General features: G+C 69.9%; 20 protein-coding genes. 14 read left to right on the top strand and 6 right to left on the bottom strand.

Going from position 1 to position 16434, the window contains the following annotated elements; genetic code table 11:
- From AAHM41_RS03655 to pdxH, 3 genes are all read right to left on the bottom strand, one after another.
- The gene (locus AAHM41_RS03655; RefSeq protein ID WP_342235153.1) at window positions 1–552 is read right to left on the bottom strand and encodes a peroxidase-related enzyme; all 552 of its coding nucleotides are present in this window, start codon (window positions 550–552) and stop codon (window positions 1–3) included.
- A gap of 107 nt (window positions 553–659) precedes the next feature.
- A complete protein-coding gene (locus AAHM41_RS03650; protein WP_342235152.1) occupies window positions 660–1598 on the bottom strand; it encodes a cation diffusion facilitator family transporter in 939 nt (312 codons plus the stop codon).
- Window positions 1595–2272, bottom strand: a complete 678-nt coding sequence (gene pdxH, locus AAHM41_RS03645) for a pyridoxamine 5'-phosphate oxidase (RefSeq protein ID WP_342235151.1) — start codon at window positions 2270–2272, stop codon at window positions 1595–1597. The genes AAHM41_RS03650 and pdxH overlap by 4 nt, the downstream gene beginning before the upstream one ends.
- A gap of 117 nt (window positions 2273–2389) precedes the next feature.
- On the opposite strand from pdxH, the gene AAHM41_RS03640 reads away from it, so the two are divergent.
- A complete protein-coding gene (locus AAHM41_RS03640) occupies window positions 2390–2866 on the top strand; it encodes an RT0821/Lpp0805 family surface protein (protein WP_342235150.1) in 477 nt (158 codons plus the stop codon).
- Between the two features lie 42 nt (window positions 2867–2908).
- On the opposite strand, the gene AAHM41_RS03635 is transcribed toward AAHM41_RS03640, so the two are convergent.
- Window positions 2909–4276: a YihY family inner membrane protein gene (locus tag AAHM41_RS03635; protein ID WP_342235149.1), complete on the bottom strand. Its 1368-nt coding sequence runs from the start codon at window positions 4274–4276 to the stop codon at window positions 2909–2911.
- 112 nt (window positions 4277–4388) lie between these two features.
- Between AAHM41_RS03635 and fabI the strand changes: the two genes are divergently transcribed.
- From fabI to AAHM41_RS03615, 4 genes are all read left to right on the top strand, one after another.
- A complete protein-coding gene (gene fabI, locus AAHM41_RS03630; protein WP_342235148.1) occupies window positions 4389–5228 on the top strand; it encodes an enoyl-ACP reductase FabI in 840 nt (279 codons plus the stop codon).
- Complete coding sequence (locus tag AAHM41_RS03625) at window positions 5225–5719, top strand: GNAT family N-acetyltransferase (RefSeq protein ID WP_342235147.1); 495 nt, start codon at window positions 5225–5227, stop codon at window positions 5717–5719. The genes fabI and AAHM41_RS03625 overlap by 4 nt, the downstream gene beginning before the upstream one ends.
- A gap of 19 nt (window positions 5720–5738) precedes the next feature.
- Window positions 5739–6815 carry a chorismate synthase gene (aroC, locus tag AAHM41_RS03620; RefSeq protein WP_342235146.1) on the top strand — a complete coding sequence of 359 codons (1077 nt, stop codon included), beginning with the start codon at window positions 5739–5741 and terminating at the stop codon, window positions 6813–6815.
- A gap of 104 nt (window positions 6816–6919) precedes the next feature.
- A complete protein-coding gene (locus AAHM41_RS03615) occupies window positions 6920–7225 on the top strand; it encodes a FitA-like ribbon-helix-helix domain-containing protein (protein WP_342235145.1) in 306 nt (101 codons plus the stop codon).
- Between the two features lie 24 nt (window positions 7226–7249).
- Here the strand turns inward: AAHM41_RS03615 and AAHM41_RS03610 are convergent, their stop codons facing one another.
- Window positions 7250–7477, bottom strand: coding sequence for a hypothetical protein (locus AAHM41_RS03610; protein WP_342235144.1), 228 nt, complete (start codon window positions 7475–7477; stop codon window positions 7250–7252).
- 282 nt (window positions 7478–7759) lie between these two features.
- Between AAHM41_RS03610 and AAHM41_RS03605 the strand changes: the two genes are divergently transcribed.
- The 3 genes from AAHM41_RS03605 to AAHM41_RS03595 all read left to right on the top strand — a co-directional run bounded on the left by AAHM41_RS03605 (window position 7760) and on the right by AAHM41_RS03595 (window position 10194).
- Window positions 7760–8821, top strand: coding sequence for a trypsin-like peptidase domain-containing protein (locus tag AAHM41_RS03605; protein WP_342235143.1), 1062 nt, complete (start codon window positions 7760–7762; stop codon window positions 8819–8821).
- A 131-nt stretch (window positions 8822–8952) separates the two neighbouring features.
- The gene (locus AAHM41_RS03600) at window positions 8953–9741 is read left to right on the top strand and encodes a phosphodiesterase (protein WP_342235142.1); all 789 of its coding nucleotides are present in this window, start codon (window positions 8953–8955) and stop codon (window positions 9739–9741) included.
- Window positions 9742–9765: 24 nt separating this feature from the next.
- The gene (locus tag AAHM41_RS03595; RefSeq protein WP_342235141.1) at window positions 9766–10194 is read left to right on the top strand and encodes a GNAT family N-acetyltransferase; all 429 of its coding nucleotides are present in this window, start codon (window positions 9766–9768) and stop codon (window positions 10192–10194) included.
- Here the strand turns inward: AAHM41_RS03595 and AAHM41_RS03590 are convergent.
- Window positions 10191–11216: a LacI family DNA-binding transcriptional regulator gene (locus tag AAHM41_RS03590; protein WP_342235140.1), complete on the bottom strand. Its 1026-nt coding sequence runs from the start codon at window positions 11214–11216 to the stop codon at window positions 10191–10193. The two genes, AAHM41_RS03595 and AAHM41_RS03590, sit on opposite strands and share 4 nt — an antisense overlap.
- A 263-nt stretch (window positions 11217–11479) precedes the next feature.
- On the opposite strand from AAHM41_RS03590, the gene AAHM41_RS03585 reads away from it, so the two are divergent.
- The 6 genes from AAHM41_RS03585 (at window position 11480) to AAHM41_RS03560 (ending at window position 16397) form a co-directional block, all read left to right on the top strand.
- Entirely contained in the window at window positions 11480–12745 is a 1266-nt protein-coding gene (locus AAHM41_RS03585; protein ID WP_342235139.1) for an ABC transporter substrate-binding protein, read from the top strand.
- Window positions 12746–12882: 137 nt separating this feature from the next.
- Complete coding sequence (locus AAHM41_RS03580) at window positions 12883–13752, top strand: carbohydrate ABC transporter permease (protein WP_342235138.1); 870 nt, start codon at window positions 12883–12885, stop codon at window positions 13750–13752.
- Window positions 13749–14555, top strand: coding sequence for a carbohydrate ABC transporter permease (locus AAHM41_RS03575; protein WP_342235137.1), 807 nt, complete (start codon window positions 13749–13751; stop codon window positions 14553–14555). Before AAHM41_RS03580 ends, AAHM41_RS03575 begins: the two co-directional genes overlap by 4 nt.
- 92 nt (window positions 14556–14647) lie before the next feature.
- Complete coding sequence (locus AAHM41_RS03570) at window positions 14648–15544, top strand: bifunctional 5,10-methylenetetrahydrofolate dehydrogenase/5,10-methenyltetrahydrofolate cyclohydrolase (protein WP_342235136.1); 897 nt, start codon at window positions 14648–14650, stop codon at window positions 15542–15544.
- A 67-nt stretch (window positions 15545–15611) separates the two neighbouring features.
- Window positions 15612–15854 carry an antitoxin gene (locus AAHM41_RS03565; protein WP_342235135.1) on the top strand — a complete coding sequence of 81 codons (243 nt, stop codon included), beginning with the start codon at window positions 15612–15614 and terminating at the stop codon, window positions 15852–15854.
- 150 nt (window positions 15855–16004) lie between these two features.
- A complete protein-coding gene (locus tag AAHM41_RS03560) occupies window positions 16005–16397 on the top strand; it encodes a hypothetical protein (protein ID WP_342235134.1) in 393 nt (130 codons plus the stop codon).
- Window positions 16398–16434 lie beyond the last annotated feature (37 nt).

Here is a 16434-nt window from a genome sequence, read left to right as displayed (position 1 = left end):
TCAGCGGTTCATCGCGTGATAGTCGCGGTTCGGCATCATGTCGACGCCCGAGGCGACCCGGTTCGACATGTTGAAGAACCCGGTCACGTCGCAGATGTCGAAGATGTCCTCGTCGGAGAAGCCGTGCTGGCGCAGCGCCGCGCGCTCGGCGTCGCCGACCCGGTGCGGCTCGGTGGTCAGCAGCCAGGCGAAGTCCAGCATGGCGCGCTGGCGCGGCGGCAGCCGGGCGACGCGGTGGTTGAAGGCCAGCATCTCGCCGAGCTCCGGGTCGTCGGCCAGGCGCCGCACCGCCTGGCCGTGCGCGACCAGGCAGTAGTAGCAGCGGTTGGCGGAGGAGACGGTGACGGCGATCATCTCCCGCTCCAGCTTCGACAGGCCGCTGTCGCCCAGCATCAGCTCGTTGTAGGTGGCGATGAAGTTGCGCAGCTTCTTCGGCCGCAGGCTGTAGGCGCGGATCACGTTCGGCACCAGCCCCAGCTTCTCCAGGCACTTGGCATAATAGGCCTTGAGGTCCTCGTCGAGCGCCGCCTCGTCCGGGATCGGAAAGGCCATGACATGATCGGGCTGCGGCACGATGGGATTCCTTTCTGGTCGCCGGCGCAGCCTAGCAGGCGGCAGGGGCCGGGTCGAACCCGGGCGGCAGCGGAGTGGGGCAGGCGCTAGCTGGTGCGCTTGTAGATGCGGTGGTCGAGGCGCTCGTCGTCCAGCCCGGCCGGCTCCTGGTGCAGGATCACCTCGGCGTCGGGGAAGGCGGCGGACAGCGCCGCCTCGACCCGGTCGCAGATGGTGTGGGCCTGCCACAGGGTCAGGCCGCCCTCCATCTCGACATGCAGCTCGATGAAGCGGGTGCCGCCGGCGCTGCGGGTGCGCATGTCGTGCAGGCCCACCACCTCCGGGTCGGCGCGGACGATGGCGGCGATCCGGTCGCGATCCTCGCGCGGCAGCTCGCGGTCCATCAGGTGGTCGACGGCGCGGCGGGCGATGCGGGCGGCGCTGACCAGCAGCCATAGCGCCACGCCGATCGCGGCGGCGGGGTCGAGCCACAGCCAGCCCGGCCGCTGGCCGATCACCAGCACCGCCAGCACCACCACGCTGGTGGCGGTGTCGCCGACATAGTTCAGCCGGTCGGCCTCGATCGCGGTCGATTCGGTGCGGCGGGCGACGCCGCGCTGGAATACGACCAGCAGGACCGTCGCCACCAGCGAGATCGACATCACGGCGACGCCGAGCGGCACCTCGACGATCGGCGTCGGGGTGATGAATCGGCCGGCCGATTCGAAGATCAGCAGCAGGGCCGAGCCGCCGACGAAGGCGGCCTGGGCGATGGCGCCCAGCGGTTCGGCCTTGCCGTGGCCGAAGCGGTGCGACCGGTCGGGCGGCCGCAGCGCGTGGCGCACGCTGATCAAGAGGATGCCGGAGGCGGCGACGTCGACCAGGCTGTCGAGCAGCGAGGACAGGATCGCGGCGGATCCGGTGACCAGCCAGGCGGCCAGCTTGAGCACGGCCAGGGTCGAGGCGACCGAGACGCTGACCGTCGTGGCCAGCCGCAGCAGCCGGTCGCGCCGGGCCTGGTCGGCGACCGGATGGGGCTCGGTCACGGATACAGCCGGTGGTGGCTCCAGCCGCTCAGGCCCGGTTCGTACACCACCCGGTCGTGCAGGCGGTACGGCCTCTCCTGCCAGAATTCGATCCGCCACGGCACCAGGCGGAAGCCGGACCAGTGCGGCGGCCGCGGCACCGGCCCGTCCGACTCCTCCGGGCCGAAGCGGCGGGTGGCCTCGTCGACCGCCTGCTCCAGCGTCGCCCGGTCGGCCAGCGGCCGCGACTGGGCTGAGGCCCAGGCGCCGATCCGGCTGCCGCGGGCCCGGCTGGCGTAGTAGGAATCGGCCTCGGCCGGCTCGACCGGCGTCACCGGCCCCTCGACCCGCACCTGCCGGCGCAGGCTCTTCCAGTAGAAGCACAGCGCCGCCCGCGGGTTGCGCGCCAGCTCCTCGCCCTTGCGGCTCTCGAGATTGGTGAAGAAGACGAAGCCGCGCGCTTCGGCCTGGGCGTCGTCGACGCCCTTCAGCAGCACCATCCGGACGGACGGCGCACCGTCGGCGGTCGCGGTCGCCAGCGCCACGGCGTTGGGGTCGTTGATCTCATGCGCCGCGGCCAGGCCGAACCAGGTTTCGAACAGCGCGAACGGGTCCGCCGGCGGAACGAAATCCCGGTTGGCGGGTTCGGTTGCGGCATTGCCGGGATTCGGGGTGGTGGAGGGGGGCGTCGTCATGGCGCACGGCCTTCATTCGGTCGAATTTTGGCTACATTAGGCATCGACGCCGTGAAGTCCATGGCGGCCAGGACAGGTCCGATGCCCGCTGCGGGCATCGCAGGAGGATCGGAGATCATGAGGAAGTACACCATCGCCGCCGTGCTCGTCGGTGCGGTCGCCTTGGCCGGGTGCCAGGACTATGGCCCGAAGCAGGGCGCCGGCACCCTGATCGGCGCCGCTGGCGGCGGCCTGCTGGGCTCGCAGTTCGGCAGCGGCACCGGCAAGCTGGCGGCAACGGCCGCGGGCGTGCTGATCGGCGGCTGGCTCGGCAACTCGGTCGGCTCCTCGCTCGACCGGTCGGACCAGCTCTATGCCGAGCGCACCTACAACCAGGCCTTCGAGAGCGCCCCCACCGGCACCTCCAGCTCCTGGCGCAACCCGGATTCGGGCAATTACGGCACGGTCACCCCGACCCGTACCTATCGGGATCAGGAATACGGGCGCGACTGCCGCGAATTCACCCAGACCATCTATGTCGAGGGCCGGGCCCAGACCGGCCGGGGCACGGCCTGCCGCGAAGGCGACGGCACCTGGCGGGTGGTCAACGGCTAAGACGCGGGATCCGAACCGTCCGACGAAGGCCCGCCGTGTCGCTCACGGCGGGCCTTCCGCATTCGGGGCGACCCGGTGCAGCGGGATCGGTGGCTTCTCCGCCCGGCCGGGCAGGCGCTCGGCCGGCGGCTCGTCGACCAGCACCGCCGCCAGCGGCACGCCCAGGCTGTCCTGATGCGCCTCCTCGGCGGCGTGGATGCGGTCGGCCAGCGCCTGCAGCCATACGCCCTCCAGCCCCGGCACCTCGCCGATCTTGCCGCGCATGCCGACGCCGAGGCCGCGCATCAGGTCGGCCAGCGTGGTGACCCGGAGATCGCGCGAGATCAGCCAGGTGTCGGAGGCGGAGCGTTCGACGAAGCGGGCGTGGCGCAGCTGCTCCAGCATGCCGTCGAGGGCGGAGATGCCGACCGGCACGCGGTCGAGCAGGGTCGGGCGATGCAGGCCGATGCCGAGCCGGCTGGCCGCCGCCAGCTCGCGCAGGATGGCGACGGCGATGGTCAGCCGCGGCCCGGGCAGGACCTTGTCGATCTCGCCGCCGAGGAGCCGGCCGGAGCGCCAGTCCGGCAGCGCCGCGGCGATCACCGCGCCGATCAGCACGATCGACCAGGCGAGGTACAGCCACAGCAGGAAGATCGGGATCGTGGCCAGGGCGCCGTAGATCGTCTCATAGGCCGGGAACTCGCGCAGATACCAGGCGAACAGGCGCTTGGAGAGGTCGAACGCCACCGCCGCGATGGCTCCGCCGATCACGGCGTCGGTCCAGCGCACCGAGCGGTTCGGGATCAGCTGGTACAACAGCGTGAAGCCGATGAACTGCAGCATCAGCGGCACGAAGCCGATGAACGGCGCCCACAGCTGCTGGGCGACGCCGCCGCTATGGCTGCCGAAGAAGCTGATGGTGAAGGAAAAGCTGGCGACCACCAGGATCGGGGTCAGGGTCAGGATCGCCCAGAAGGTGACGATCCGCACCGCCCAGGCCCGCTGCTCCTTCACCCGCCAGATGCCGTTGAAGGCGTCCTCGATGGTGGCCAGCAGCAGCACCGAGCTGACCACCAGGCCGACGATCGAGAAGGCGGTCAGCCGGCCGGTGTTCTGGCTGAAGCCCTCCAGGTAGTTCAGCACGGTGTGCCCGACCTCGGGCACCAGCATCTCGACCAGCCAGGCCTGGGCCGCGCCCTTGATCAGGCCGAAGGCGGGGAAGGCGGAAAGGATCGAGAAGGCGATGGTGGCGATCGGCACCAGCGCCAGCAGCGAGGAATAGGTCAGGGCCGAGGCGGCCTGCGCCCCACGGTCGTTCCAGAAGCGCAGCACGGCGTAGCGCGCGAAGGTGTAGATCGCCCGCGCCCAGTGACGGGCTTTCCGGCCGATACTCCGGCTCTGCTCTTGCCGATCACCCGGTCCCGATGCCATTCATCAGCCCACATTTGACCCGACAGGGCGTTCGTGTACGATCCCCGCACTTTAATCCAAGGACCCGCGGCGCGCCCCGTTCGGGCTTCCTGACCCCAACTGAGGCTCTGCAATGACGGTTCCCTCTCCGCTCCTTCAAGGCAAGCGCGGCTTGATCATGGGCGTCGCCAATGACCGGTCGATCGCCTGGGGGATCGCGTCGGCCTGTGCGGCGCATGGTGCGGAGCTCGCCTTCACCTACCAGGGTGACGCGCTGCACAAGCGTGTCAAGCCGCTCGCCGAAAGCGTCGGCTCGACCCATGTGCTGCCCTGCGACGTCACCGACCAGGCCAGCATCGACGCGGTGTTCCAGACGCTGGAGCGCGACTGGGGCCGGCTCGACTTCCTGGTGCACGGCATCGCCTTCTCCGACAAGAATGAGCTCGACGGCCTGTACCTGAACACGACGCGGGACAACTTCCTGCGCACCATGGACATCTCCTGCTACAGCTTCACCGCCGTGGCGCAGCGGGCGGTGCCGCTGATGCGCGACGGCGGCTGCCTGCTGACCCTGACCTATTACGGGGCGGAGCGGGTGATGCCGCACTACAACGTGATGGGCGTGGCCAAGGCGGCGCTGGAGGCCAGCGTGCGCTACCTCGCGGTCGATCTCGGCGGCCGCGGCATCCGGGTCAACGCCATCTCGGCCGGCCCGATCAAGACCCTGGCCGCCAGCGGCATCGGCGATTTCCGCTACATCCTGAAGTGGAACGAGTTGAACGCGCCGCTGAAGCGCAACGTCACCATCGAGCAGGTCGGCGGCGCGGGGCTGTACCTGATCTCCGAGCTCGGCTCCGGCGTGACCGGCGAGGTCCACCACGTCGACAGCGGCTACCACACCGTCGGCATGGTCTCGGTCGACGCCGCCGCGGCGACCGCCGAGCTGCTGCAGGGCCTGGCGCCGAAGTCATGAGCGCGGCCGTCACGGTCCGGCTGGCCACGGATGCCGATCGTGCGGCCGTGACGGCGGTGTTCCAGGACCTCGACCGGCACTATGCCGAAGGCCGGGTGCTCGACCCCGACACGGTCGCGGCCGAGCGGGTCGAACGCTACGTCTATGGCGAGCATCCGACCGAGATCGCCCTGGCCGAGATCGACGGCCGGGCGGTCGGTGCCGCCAGCTTCGGCATGCTGTTCCCGGGGCGGGCCCTGACCGGGCATCTGCAGCTGAAAGACCTGTATGTCTGCGACGGGGCGCGCGGGCTCGGCGCCGGCGAGGCGCTGCTGCGCTTCCTGGCGCGGCTGGCGCAGGACCGCGGCTGCACCCGCCTCGACTGGACCACCGAGACCTGGAACGAGGGAGCGCAGCGCCTCTACGACCGGATCGGCGCGGCGCGGCTGGCGCAGAAGATCTATTATCGGCTCGAGGGCGACGCCCTCGATCGCATGGCGCAAGAGGGCTGAGGCCCGGGCGGATTCGGATATGGCCGGCAACAGCTTCGGAACCCTGTTCCGCTTCACCACCTGGGGCGAAAGCCACGGGCCGGCGATCGGCGTCGTGGTCGACGGCACGCCGCCGCGGATCCCGCTGAGCGAGGCCGACATCCAGCCCTGGATGGACAAGCGCAAGCCCGGCCAGTCGCGCTTCGTCACCCAGCGGCGCGAGGCCGACGAGGTGAAGATCCTGTCCGGCGTCTATGAGGGCCAGACGACGGGCACGCCGATCTCGCTCTTGATCGAGAACACCGACCAGCGCAGCAAGGATTATTCCGACATCGCGGCCAAGTTCCGGCCGGGCCATGCCGACTACACCTACTGGAAGAAATACGGCATCCGCGACCCGCGCGGGGGCGGCCGGTCGAGCGCGCGCGAGACCGCCTGCCGGGTCGCCGCCGGCGCCGTCGCCCGAAAGATCCTGACCGGCGTGACCGTGCGCGGCGCGCTGGTGCAGATCGGCCCGCACAAGATCGATCGCGACCGCTGGGACTGGGACGAGGTCGACCGCAACCCGTTCTTCTGCCCCGACGCCGAGACCGCGTCGCGCTGGACCGACTATCTCGACGGCGTGCGCAAGGCCGGGTCCTCCACCGGTGCCGTGGTCGAGGTGGTGGCGGAGGGCGTACCGCCCGGCTGGGGCGAGCCGATCTACGACAAGCTCGACAGCGACCTGGCCCGGGCGATGATGACGATCAACGCGGTGAAGGGGGTCGAGATCGGCGCCGGCTTCGGCGCCGCGTCCCTGTCCGGCGAGGAGAACGCCGACGAGATGTTGATGGGCAATGATGGCGCCGTGCGCTTCACCGCCAACAACGCCGGCGGCATCCTCGGCGGCATCTCGACCGGCCAGCCGGTGGTGGTGCGTTTCGCGGTCAAGCCGACCAGCTCGATCCTGACGCCGCGGCGCACGGTCGACATCGAGGGCCACAACACCGAGATCCTGACCAAGGGCCGGCACGACCCCTGCGTCGGCATCCGCGCCGTGCCGGTGGGTGAGGCGATGATGGCCTGCGTCCTGGCCGACCACCTGCTGCGGCAAAGGGCGATCGAGGACCGGGGCTGAGGGCAGGGCACCCGACTTTTCAGACCTCGCCATTTGAGCCGATCTCTGCCTTCCATCCTCCCCCTCCCCTTGCGGGGGGATGGAAAGTAAAGCCGGCCCAAGACATGCAGTTGCGAAGAGATCTCTCCCGCGGGAGAATCGCGGCGCATCATCGATCGTTGGAGCCGGCCTTCGCGACTATTGCCACCGACGCCCACCTGCTGGCCCGCCTGCGTCGGCGTGCTGCCCGCAACGTCCGTTCGATCGAAGAGGAAGCGCTGGACATCCTTCGGTCTGCGCTATCGCGGGAACCCGACGGCGCTGGAAATCTGGCGGATGCGATCCGGCAGCGCTTTGCGCCGTTTGGCGGCGTCGACCTGCCGGATATGCCGAGAGAAGCGATCCGCGAGCCGTTCCGACCGGACGGATGATCGGTGTCGATGACGGCCGGCCCCTCACCGCCGGCGGACGACCCTCTGGGCGCGGATGTCGATCACCGTGAAGGCGCGGTCGGCATAGGCCTGGATGCCGCTCTCGGTCGCCGTCGACGGGTTGTCGAAGAAGCACATCACCTTGCCCCGGCGCACCAGGGCGAAGGGCGCCACGGCGGACGAGCCGGATTCGGACAAAAATTTCGCCAAAGCCTCGATATCCGCGCTGTCGGCGTGTTCGCTCGCGGTCATGAAGTCCCTCCGGATCTGAGCGGGTCGCAGCCCGACGCCTGTCGCCGACGCCGATGTCACACAGTCGTCATGTCCGACTATAGCCCGGCCGGCGGCGAGATGGGAGGGGCAGCGACGCACCGATCGCAAAACCCTTGCTCCCGGGCCGTTCTTGCCGCCACCTTGGCCAGCCGCCCGTGAACTTTCGCCGCCCTCGCGGGTTCGGTGGTCGGGAATCAACCCAATCCTGGACGCTTGGCGCAAACCGGCGCACATCTTCCAGCGGATCGGAAGGAGACATTGATGCGCCGCATCCTGACGCTGTTGGTCGTGCCTGCGATGCTGGCGCTGGCCGCCTGCAATTCGGGGGGTTCGGCCGGCTCCGCCGGCGGCGCCCTGCCGACCAGCCTCAACCCGCTGCTGACCGAGGCGATGCCGGCGGTGGTGAACGTCCAGGTCCGCGGCACCGTCCGGCCCAGCGCCGAGATGCTGCGCGATCCCGACATCCGGCGCTACTTCGGCGGCGAGAAGGAGAAGGCGTTCCGCAGCGTCGGCTCCGGCGTCATCGTCGACGCCGCCAAGGGCCTGGTCGTCACCAGCGCCCATGTGGTCGAGAACGCCACCGAGATCGGCGTCACCCTGGGCGACGGCAACGAGGTGACGGCCCAGGTCGTGGGCTCGGCGGCCGACATCGACATCGCGGTGCTGCGCATCCCGGCCAGAGGGCTGAAGACCGAGCTGCCGGTGGACGACACCGACATGCCCAAGGTCGGCGACTTCGTGGTCGCGATCGGCAACCCGTTCGGCCTGGGCCAGACCGCCTCGCTTGGCATCGTCAGCGCCACCGGCCGCAGCGGCCTGGGCATCGAGGGCTATGAGGACTTCATCCAGACCGACGCGGCGATCAACCCCGGCAGCTCCGGCGGGGCGCTGATCGACCTCAACGGCCGCCTGGTCGGCATCAACACCGCCATCCTCAGCCCGTCCGGCGCCAATGCCGGCATCGGCTTCGCCATCCCGATGCACATGGTCAAGAACTCGATCGACCAGATCGAGCAGTTCGGCTCGGTGTCGCGGGCCCGGCTCGGCGTCGCAATCGAGGACCTGACCGCGGCCAAGGCTGCGTCGCGCGGCATCTCCGTCAACCGCGGCGCGCTGATCACCGGCATCGTCCCCGGCACCGTGGCCGCCTCGGCCGGCCTCAAGGTCGGCGACGTGGTGACGGGGCTGGACGGGCACCCGATCGACGGCGCCACCGCGCTGCGCAACGCCGTCGGCCTGATGCGGCCGCAGACCTCGGTGATGCTGACCGTGGTCCGGGGCAAGGAGACGCTCAGCCTGCCGGTCGCACTCGGCGCGCAATAGCCGTATTCCCATTCCGGCGCTGGCGCTGGGCCTCGCCGTCGTTGTAACGGTCTGGGACCAAGATCAGTCGGCACGGCCCTCGCGCGACCGTGCCGATCCCGTCTCCCGCGGCGCCGAGGTACCGGACGTTCATGCTGATCGCCCAGATCACCGACACCCATGTGACCACGCCGGACGTCGCGGTCGAGACGGGGATCGACGCGCTCGGCGCGCTGCGCCGCTGCGCCGAGCATCTCGCCGCGCTGTCGCCGCGGCCGGACCTGCTGCTGGTCACCGGCGACCTGGTCGATCGTGGCGATGTCGAATCGTACCGGCTGTTCCAGAAGGCGCTGGCGCCGCTGGGCCTGCCGATGCTGGCGATCCCCGGCAACCATGATTCGCGCGAGGCGATGCGCGAGGCCTTCGCCGGCCATGCCGGGATCGGCGCCGACGGCCCGTTCCTGAATATCGCCGGCGAGACCGGGGGCCTGCGCCTGATCGGCCTCGACACCACCATCCCGGGCCGGATCGAGGGGCTGCTGTGCGACGAGCGCCTCGAATGGCTCGACGCCCGGCTGTCGGAGGCGCCGCAGCAGCCGGCGCTGGTGTTCATGCATCATCCGCCCTTCGAGACCGGACTGACCCGCATGGACGGCTGGCGCTGCGGCAATGGCGACGGCCTGGCCCGGGTGCTGGTCCGGCACCGCCAGGTGGCGCATGTGCTGTGCGGCCATGTCCACCGCGCGGTCGACACCACCTTCGCCGGCATCCCGGCCTCGATCGGGCCCAGCCCGTCGCATGCGGTCGGGTTCAACCTCGAGCAGGGAGCGGAGCTGACGGTCGGCATCGAGCCGCCGCTGGTCCGGCTGCTGTACTGGACCGGCAAGCGGCTGATCTCGCACCTGTCGCCGATCGACGGCGTGCAGCGTCGGGTGTCGTAGGTATCGATGGAGCTGGAGGCGGCCATGCCTGATCCGGAGATCGTGCTGACCGATGTCGTCGACGACCGGCTCGAAGCCATCATCGATGACGGTCTGAACGCCTATAACGACGAGGTCATCGGCTACAGCGACCGGCGGCCGCTCGCCGTGACGGTCAAGGATCCCGCGACCGGTGAGATCCTCGGCGGTGCCAAGGGACGGACATCGCTGGGGCTGCTGTTCATCGAGCTGTTCTGGCTGCCGAAGGCGCTGCGCGGCTCGGGGCTGGGCAGCCGGATCCTGCGGCTGATGGAGGAGGAGGGGCGGCGGCGTGGCTGCCGCTCCGCCGTGCTCCTCACCATCAGCTTCCAGGCGCCGGACTTCTACCGCCGCCACGGCTGGCGGGTGTTCGGCGACATTCCCTGCGACCCGCCGGGCACCAGCCGGGTGTTCATGACCAAGGATCTGGCCTAGCCGGCGACCGTGGCCCGCCGCACCAGGGTGACCGGCACCGTCTCCACCACGGCCGGCCGGGTGGGGTCCTCGGCCCGCTCCAACATCAGCGCCACGGCGCGGGCGGCGATGCGGCTGGCATCCTGGCGGATCGTGGTCAGCCGATAGGGGGCCAAGCCGGCCGGCGTCACGTCGTCGAAGCCGATGATCGAGACATCGCGCGGGGCGGCGCGGCCGGCGGCCTTTGCCCCGTCCAGGAAGCCGCAGGCCAGCACGTCGCTGGCGCAGAACAGTCCGTCCAGCGGCGCGTCCCAGGCCCGGGCGGCGGCCGCGGCGCCGGCGTCGTGGTCGGGTCCGGCGGCGACGATCGGGCGGAAGGTGGCGCGGCCGGCAGCCAGGGCCGGCGCCAGCGCGGCGACGAAGGCGGCGCTGCGGGCCAGCCCGCTATAGGTGCCGCCCTCGACCCCGAGGAATCCGAGATGCCGGCAGCCGGCGGCCAGCAGCGCCTCCGCCGCCAACCGGCCGCCGGTCTCGTTGTCCGACAGCACGGCGTCGACCCCGGGGATCGACACGGCGCGGTTCAGCGCCACCACCGGGATGCCCAGCCGGGCGCATTGCTCGGCCAGGGCGATCGGCGGCGCGCCGGAGGTCACCAGCACGCCGCTGACCCGGTACTGCAGGAAACGGGCGATGGTGCGGTCCAGCGCCGCCTCGTCGCCGACCTCGCTGACCAGCGACTGCAGGCCGCGGCCGTCGATCTCGCGCAACAGCGCCTCGAACAGGGCCGCGCGGTAGGGGTCGGTGGCGCCGCGCACGACGATGCCCACCAGGTCGGAGCGCTGGCGGTTCATGCCGCGGCCCAGCATGTTGACCTGGTAGCCGAGCGCCGAGGCCGCCTCCAGCACCCGCTCGCGGGTCTCGGCCGCCACCCGGGCCTGGCCGGACATGATGCGCGAGACCGTGGCGCGCGACACCCCGGCCCGCTCCGCCACCGCCTGGGCCGTCACCGGCCGCATCCCGCTGTTCTGCCGTCGTCGTCCCAACCGGCGCTCCCATGCCGAAGAGTCCAGGATAGCGCACACGTGTTCACGAAGGCGAGGTGCCGTAAAGTTGAAATCCGCAGGCCCGGAGGAATGTCACCGGACCGTCACGAAACATTCATTTCCTTGAAAGCGTGCGGTGTCCGGGACCATGATAGAACCGCCGCCGGAGAGCGGTGCGGCCGACGATCGGAATTGAAGGCGTATGAACACGTGTTCATGAACTGGGCGCCGCCGACCATCCTGCGGACTGGGAGGGATTGGAGATGACGACGAAGTTGATCGGCCGTGCCGTGCTCCGCACGGCGCATCGCAAAACGGCCGGCCTCGCCGGCGCGGTCGGGCTGGCGGCACTGCTGCTGGCCGGAGCCGCGCAGGCGGACGAGCTGGTGATCGCCGGCCGCGACGGCGTCTATGGCGACGCCCTGGCCTATGCCATCGACGCTTATAAGAAGGTGTCGCCGGACACCGAGGTCGAGCTGTTGAAGCTGCCCTATGGCAGCCTGTACGAGAAGCTGGTGGTGTCGCTGCGCGGCGGCGCCGACGCCTATGACGTGATCGTCGCCGACGACACCTGGATGCCGGAATTCACCGCCAATGGCTGGCTGAAGCCGGTGACCGCCGACCTGTCGGGCGTGATCCCCAGCCTGACCGCCCTGTCCAAGGGCAAGGACGGGCAGGTGGTGGCGCTGCCCTTCGCCGGCAATGTCGAGATGTTCGCCTATCGCACCGACCTGTTCCAGGCCGCCGGCCTAGCCGCGCCGAAGAGCTGGAGCGACGTGGTCAAGGCGGCCGAGGCGCTGAAGGCCAAGGACCCGAATGTCGCCGGCGTGGTGTTCCGCGGCACCAAGGGCAACCCGATCGTCACCGGCTTCCTGCCGATCTTCTGGGCCCATGGCGGCGAGATCATCGACGGCTCGGGCAAGGCGGCGCTGGCGTCGTCCGTCGGGGTCAAGGCGCTGCAGCAGTTCCTGGCGCTGAAGGCTTTCGCCCCGACCGGGGTCGAGACCTACAACGCCACCGAGGTGCGCGACGCGCTGCAGCAGGGCCGCGCCGCGATGGCGATCGAGGTCTGGCCGGCCTGGGTGCCGTCGCTGGACGACGCCGCCAAGTCCAAGGTGGTCGGCAAGGTCGCGATCGGCCCGGCCCCGGGCGAGACCAAGGGTCCGGCGCCGATGCTGGGCATCTGGCAGGTGGCGGTGCCGTCAGGCGCGCCGAATGCCGAGGGGGCGCAGAAGTTCCTGGCCTTCCTGAACGGCGCCGACATGCAGAAGGAGCTGGCACTGCGCTTCGGCCTGCCGCCGACGCTGACCGCGCTCTATGCCGACAAGGACCTGGTCGCCAAGTACCGCTGGTACCCGGACCAGCTGAAGGCGCTCGAGGCCGGCGTGTCGCGGCCGCGGATCAAGCAGTGGCCGCAGGTCGAATCGATCCTCGGCGATTACCTGCAGCTGGCTTTGGTCGGCCAGATGGCGCCGGAGGAGGCGCTGACGAAGGCCTCGGCCGACATCGACAAGGCGCTGGCGAAGTAAAACTCTGCCGCATTTTAGGTCGTCATCCCGTGCGCGCTGCGGCACATCGTGCTGCAGCGCGCACGGGATCTCTTTGAGGTCGCGAGGAGATCCCCGCTTTCGCGGGGATGACGGCAAAGAGGGTTTAAACAGCATCCATGCTCTTCACCGACCGCCGGCAGCTCATCCTGCTTCTGCTTCCCGCCGCGCTGCTGCTGATCGTGTTCGCGCTCGCGCCCGTGGTCCAGGTCGCGATCTATTCCTTCCAGGCGATCGACTTCGCGGCCGACACCTCGCGCTGGGTCGGCCTCGCCAACTACGCCACTTTGTTCGGCGACTGGTTCTTCCGGGTCGACATCGGCAACACGGTCCGGTTCGCGGTCGTGGCCTCGCTGGTCCAGGTCGGGCTCGGCACCGCCCTGGCCCTGCTGCTGAACCGCGAGTTCCGCGGCCGCGGCGCGGTGCTGTCGGTCGTGGTCTACCCGATGATGCTGTCGACCCTGGTCTGCTCGGCGATCTGGCGGTCCTGGTTCCATTACGATGTCGGGGTGCTGAACGGCGCGCTCGGCTGGCTCGGCCTGCCGCCGGTGGCCTGGCTGTCCGATCCCGGCCTGGCGCTGTGGTCGGTGATGCTGGTCGACACCTGGCAGTGGACGCCGATGACGACGCTGATCGTCCTGGCCGGGCTGCAGTCGATCCCGCCCGAGATCGTGGAGGCGGCGCGGACCGACGGCGCCCGCCCCTGGGTGCTGCTGACCCGGATCGTGCTGCCGCTGGTGCGCGGCCAGATCTTCCTGGCCCTGCTGCTGCGCCTGATCGACACCTTCAAGCTGTTCGACAAGGTCTATGCCCTGACCGGCGGCGGGCCCGGCAACGCCACCGAGACGATGTCGATGTACGTCTACCAGAAGGGCTTCAAGTTCTTCGATGTCGGCCTCGCCGCCGCCGCCTCGGTGGTGATGATGGCGATCGCCTGCGCCCTGTGCGCCGTCTATGCCGCCCAGGCGATGCGGGGGTCGACCAAGTGATCCGCCGCATCCTGCCCTATCTCGGCATCGCCCTGTTCGTGCCGGTCTTCGCCCTGCCGGTGGTGTGGATGATCGGCGCCGCCTTCGAGGACCCGGCCCGCGCCGGCCGCGGTTTCCTGCCCACCGCCCCGACGCTCGATAACATCCGGGCCGTGCTCGACGACGGCTTCCTGGTGCGGCTGAAGAACACCGCCATCGTCGCCTTCGGCGCCACCCTCCTGTCGCTGTTCGCAGGTTTCCTGGCGGCCTACGCCCTGGCCCGGTTCCGCTTCCCCAAGCGGCTGGACGTGCTGTTCCTGCTGCTGGTGCTGGTGGTCAAGCTGATGCCGCCGATCGTGGTGGCGCTGCCGCTGCACGCCCTGCTGCTCGATCTCGGCCTGCTCGGCAGCCTGTCCGGGCTGGTGCTGGTCTACCAGCTGTACACCCTGCCGTTCTGCCTGTGGATGCTGCTCGGCTTCGTGCGCGAGGTGCCGGTCGAGATCGAGGCCGCGGCGGCGATCGACGGCGCCGGGCTGGGCCGCCGCCTGTGGCACATCGTGCTGCCCCTGGCCCTGCCCGGGCTGGTGGCGACGCTGATCTTCGCCCTGATCCTGTGCTGGAACGAGTTCCTGTTCGCGCTCTTGTACCTGCAGCGCCCCAGCCGCTTCACCCTGCCGCTCTACGTCGCCACCTTCATCACCGAGGACGAGACGCTGTGGGGCCGGCTGATGGCGATCGGCCTCCTGTCCTCGCTGCCGGTGCTGCTGGTCGCGGGCTATATCCAGAAGCACCTGCTGCGCGGCTTCGCCCACCAGGCCAAATAGCGGCACAAAGGTGCCATCCGCGACCATGGGTTGACGCTGCCGCCCCAGCGGGCCACAAGCCGCGCATCGCGGATCTGGCGGCGGAGCGGGCGATGGGCGAGCGGGACCTGACCGGGCGGGCGGTGGCGGATGCCATCCTGGCCGAGGTGGCGGCGGAGGTGCAGGCGCTGGGCGAGGCGCATTGGCCGCCGAAGCTGATGTCGATCACGGTCGGCGACGAGAGCGCGGTCGACGTCTATGTCCGCAACCAGCGGCGCACGGCGGAAAGCGTCGGCATCGCCTTCGAGACCAGGCGCCTGCCGGAGCGGATCACGCAGGAGGAGCTGCGCGCCGCCATCGCCGCGCTGAACGCCGACCCGCAGGTCAGCGGCATCATCCTGCAGCGCCCGGTGCCGAAGCACATCTCGATCAAGGCGATGCAGACGGCGATCCATCCGCTGAAGGATGTCGAGGGCATGAACCCGGCCTCGATCGGCAACATCGTCTACAACGAGCTGGAGCTGGCGCCCTGCACCGCACTGGCGGCGGTCGAGATGCTGAAGCGCACCGGCCTGCAGCTGGAAGGGCTGGAGGCGGTGGTGATCGGCCATTCCGAGATCGTCGGCAAGCCGATCGCCTTCCTGCTGATGTCGGAAGGCGCGACGGTCACGGTCTGCCACCACATGACCCGCTCCGTCTCCATGCATTCGCGCCGGGCCGATGCGGTGTTCGTTGCCGTCGGCAAGCCGAAGCTGGTCACCGGCGACATGATCAAGCCGGGCGCCGCGGTGATCGACATCGGCATCAACGAGGTGCTGGACGACGACGGCAAGAGCCGGGTGGTCGGCGATGTCGACTATGACAGCGTCGCCCCGGTGGCCGGTTGGATCACCCCGGTGCCGGGCGGCGTCGGGCCGGTGACGGTGGCGGTCTTGATGCGCAACACCGTGGTCGCCACCCGCCGCCAGAAGGCGCATTACGAGGCCCGGCTGGGCGCGTCGACGTTCTGAGCTCCGCATGGCAGGCGGTGCCGTTGTCCACCAGTGTCGAATACAGTATGCGAATGGAGGCCCGGAGATGCTGACCCGGCTGTTCAGAAGCGGCAACTCCCTGGCCGTGCGCATTCCCAAAGAGCTGGCCTTCGCCGATGCGGCGCAGGATGTAGAGATCGAGCGCCGCGGCGACAGCCTGATCATCCGGCCGGTGGTGGCTCGTTCTCTGGCTGGGGTGGCGCAGGCCATCGCGTCCTTCCCGCCGGGCTTCATGGCCGAAGGCCGGGAGCACTACGAGCAGAAGGAGAGGGACTGGGGCGATTCCTGAGCCAGCCACTCGGGAGCGGGGCATCGCGAGATAGGCGCGCATGCCACGGCCGCAACCCAGTGGCGCTCGGAGGCGAGGTGCAAGCGGCCGGTGGCGGGTTAAACCCGACATATGACGGCACCGGACAGAGTCCCCGACCAGCCCCAATCCGTGACGGAGCGGGATCCGCGGCTGCGCGTGGTCATCGCGATGATCATCGCCGTCGCCTTCCTGATGGAGCAGCTCGACTCCACCATCATCATTACCGCCATCCCGGACATGGCCGTCAGCACCCTGTCCTATGCCGACATGCCGGCCGAACGGCTCAGCCGCGCCACCAGCCTGGGCGGCGTGCTGCAGCAGCTCAGCGTCAGCCTCGGCGTCTCGATGGGCGCGATGCTGCTCGGCCTCATCAGCTTCGAGAGCCATGTGCTGACGCCGGAGCGCTTCCACGAGGCGTTCCTGCTGATGGCGGCGATCCCGCTGCTGTCGATCCCGGGCTTCCTGTATCTGCGGCCGGAGGACGGCGCCCAGGTCAGTCAACACGAGCGCCGCTCCCGCTAGCCTGCCCTTGCGGCCGAAGCCTCCCGGCCATACCGTC

The organism is Inquilinus sp. OTU3971, from assembly GCF_038440215.1.
Note: the sequence above shows the minus strand (reverse complement) of the source record. Positions and strands in the feature narration are given on the sequence as shown.

Excerpts from the sequence above, each read along its gene's own strand:
- AAHM41_RS03655 (WP_342235153.1), bottom strand. The coding sequence starts at position 552 with ATGGCCTTTCCGATCCCGGACGAGGCGGCGCTCGACGAGGACCTCAAG.
- pdxH (WP_342235151.1), bottom strand. The coding sequence starts at position 2,272 with ATGACGACGCCCCCCTCCACCACCCCGAATCCCGGCAATGCCGCAACC.
- AAHM41_RS03640 (WP_342235150.1), top strand. The coding sequence starts at position 2,390 with ATGAGGAAGTACACCATCGCCGCCGTGCTCGTCGGTGCGGTCGCCTTG.
- AAHM41_RS03635 (WP_342235149.1), bottom strand. The coding sequence starts at position 4,276 with ATGGCATCGGGACCGGGTGATCGGCAAGAGCAGAGCCGGAGTATCGGC.
- fabI (WP_342235148.1), top strand. The coding sequence starts at position 4,389 with ATGACGGTTCCCTCTCCGCTCCTTCAAGGCAAGCGCGGCTTGATCATG.
- AAHM41_RS03625 (WP_342235147.1), top strand. The coding sequence starts at position 5,225 with ATGAGCGCGGCCGTCACGGTCCGGCTGGCCACGGATGCCGATCGTGCG.
- aroC (WP_342235146.1), top strand. The coding sequence starts at position 5,739 with ATGGCCGGCAACAGCTTCGGAACCCTGTTCCGCTTCACCACCTGGGGC.
- AAHM41_RS03615 (WP_342235145.1), top strand. The coding sequence starts at position 6,920 with ATGCAGTTGCGAAGAGATCTCTCCCGCGGGAGAATCGCGGCGCATCAT.
- AAHM41_RS03610 (WP_342235144.1), bottom strand. The coding sequence starts at position 7,477 with ATGACCGCGAGCGAACACGCCGACAGCGCGGATATCGAGGCTTTGGCG.
- AAHM41_RS03605 (WP_342235143.1), top strand. The coding sequence starts at position 7,760 with ATGCGCCGCATCCTGACGCTGTTGGTCGTGCCTGCGATGCTGGCGCTG.
- AAHM41_RS03600 (WP_342235142.1), top strand. The coding sequence starts at position 8,953 with ATGCTGATCGCCCAGATCACCGACACCCATGTGACCACGCCGGACGTC.
- AAHM41_RS03595 (WP_342235141.1), top strand. The coding sequence starts at position 9,766 with ATGCCTGATCCGGAGATCGTGCTGACCGATGTCGTCGACGACCGGCTC.
- AAHM41_RS03585 (WP_342235139.1), top strand. The coding sequence starts at position 11,480 with ATGACGACGAAGTTGATCGGCCGTGCCGTGCTCCGCACGGCGCATCGC.
- AAHM41_RS03580 (WP_342235138.1), top strand. The coding sequence starts at position 12,883 with ATGCTCTTCACCGACCGCCGGCAGCTCATCCTGCTTCTGCTTCCCGCC.
- AAHM41_RS03570 (WP_342235136.1), top strand. The coding sequence starts at position 14,648 with ATGGGCGAGCGGGACCTGACCGGGCGGGCGGTGGCGGATGCCATCCTG.
- AAHM41_RS03565 (WP_342235135.1), top strand. The coding sequence starts at position 15,612 with ATGCTGACCCGGCTGTTCAGAAGCGGCAACTCCCTGGCCGTGCGCATT.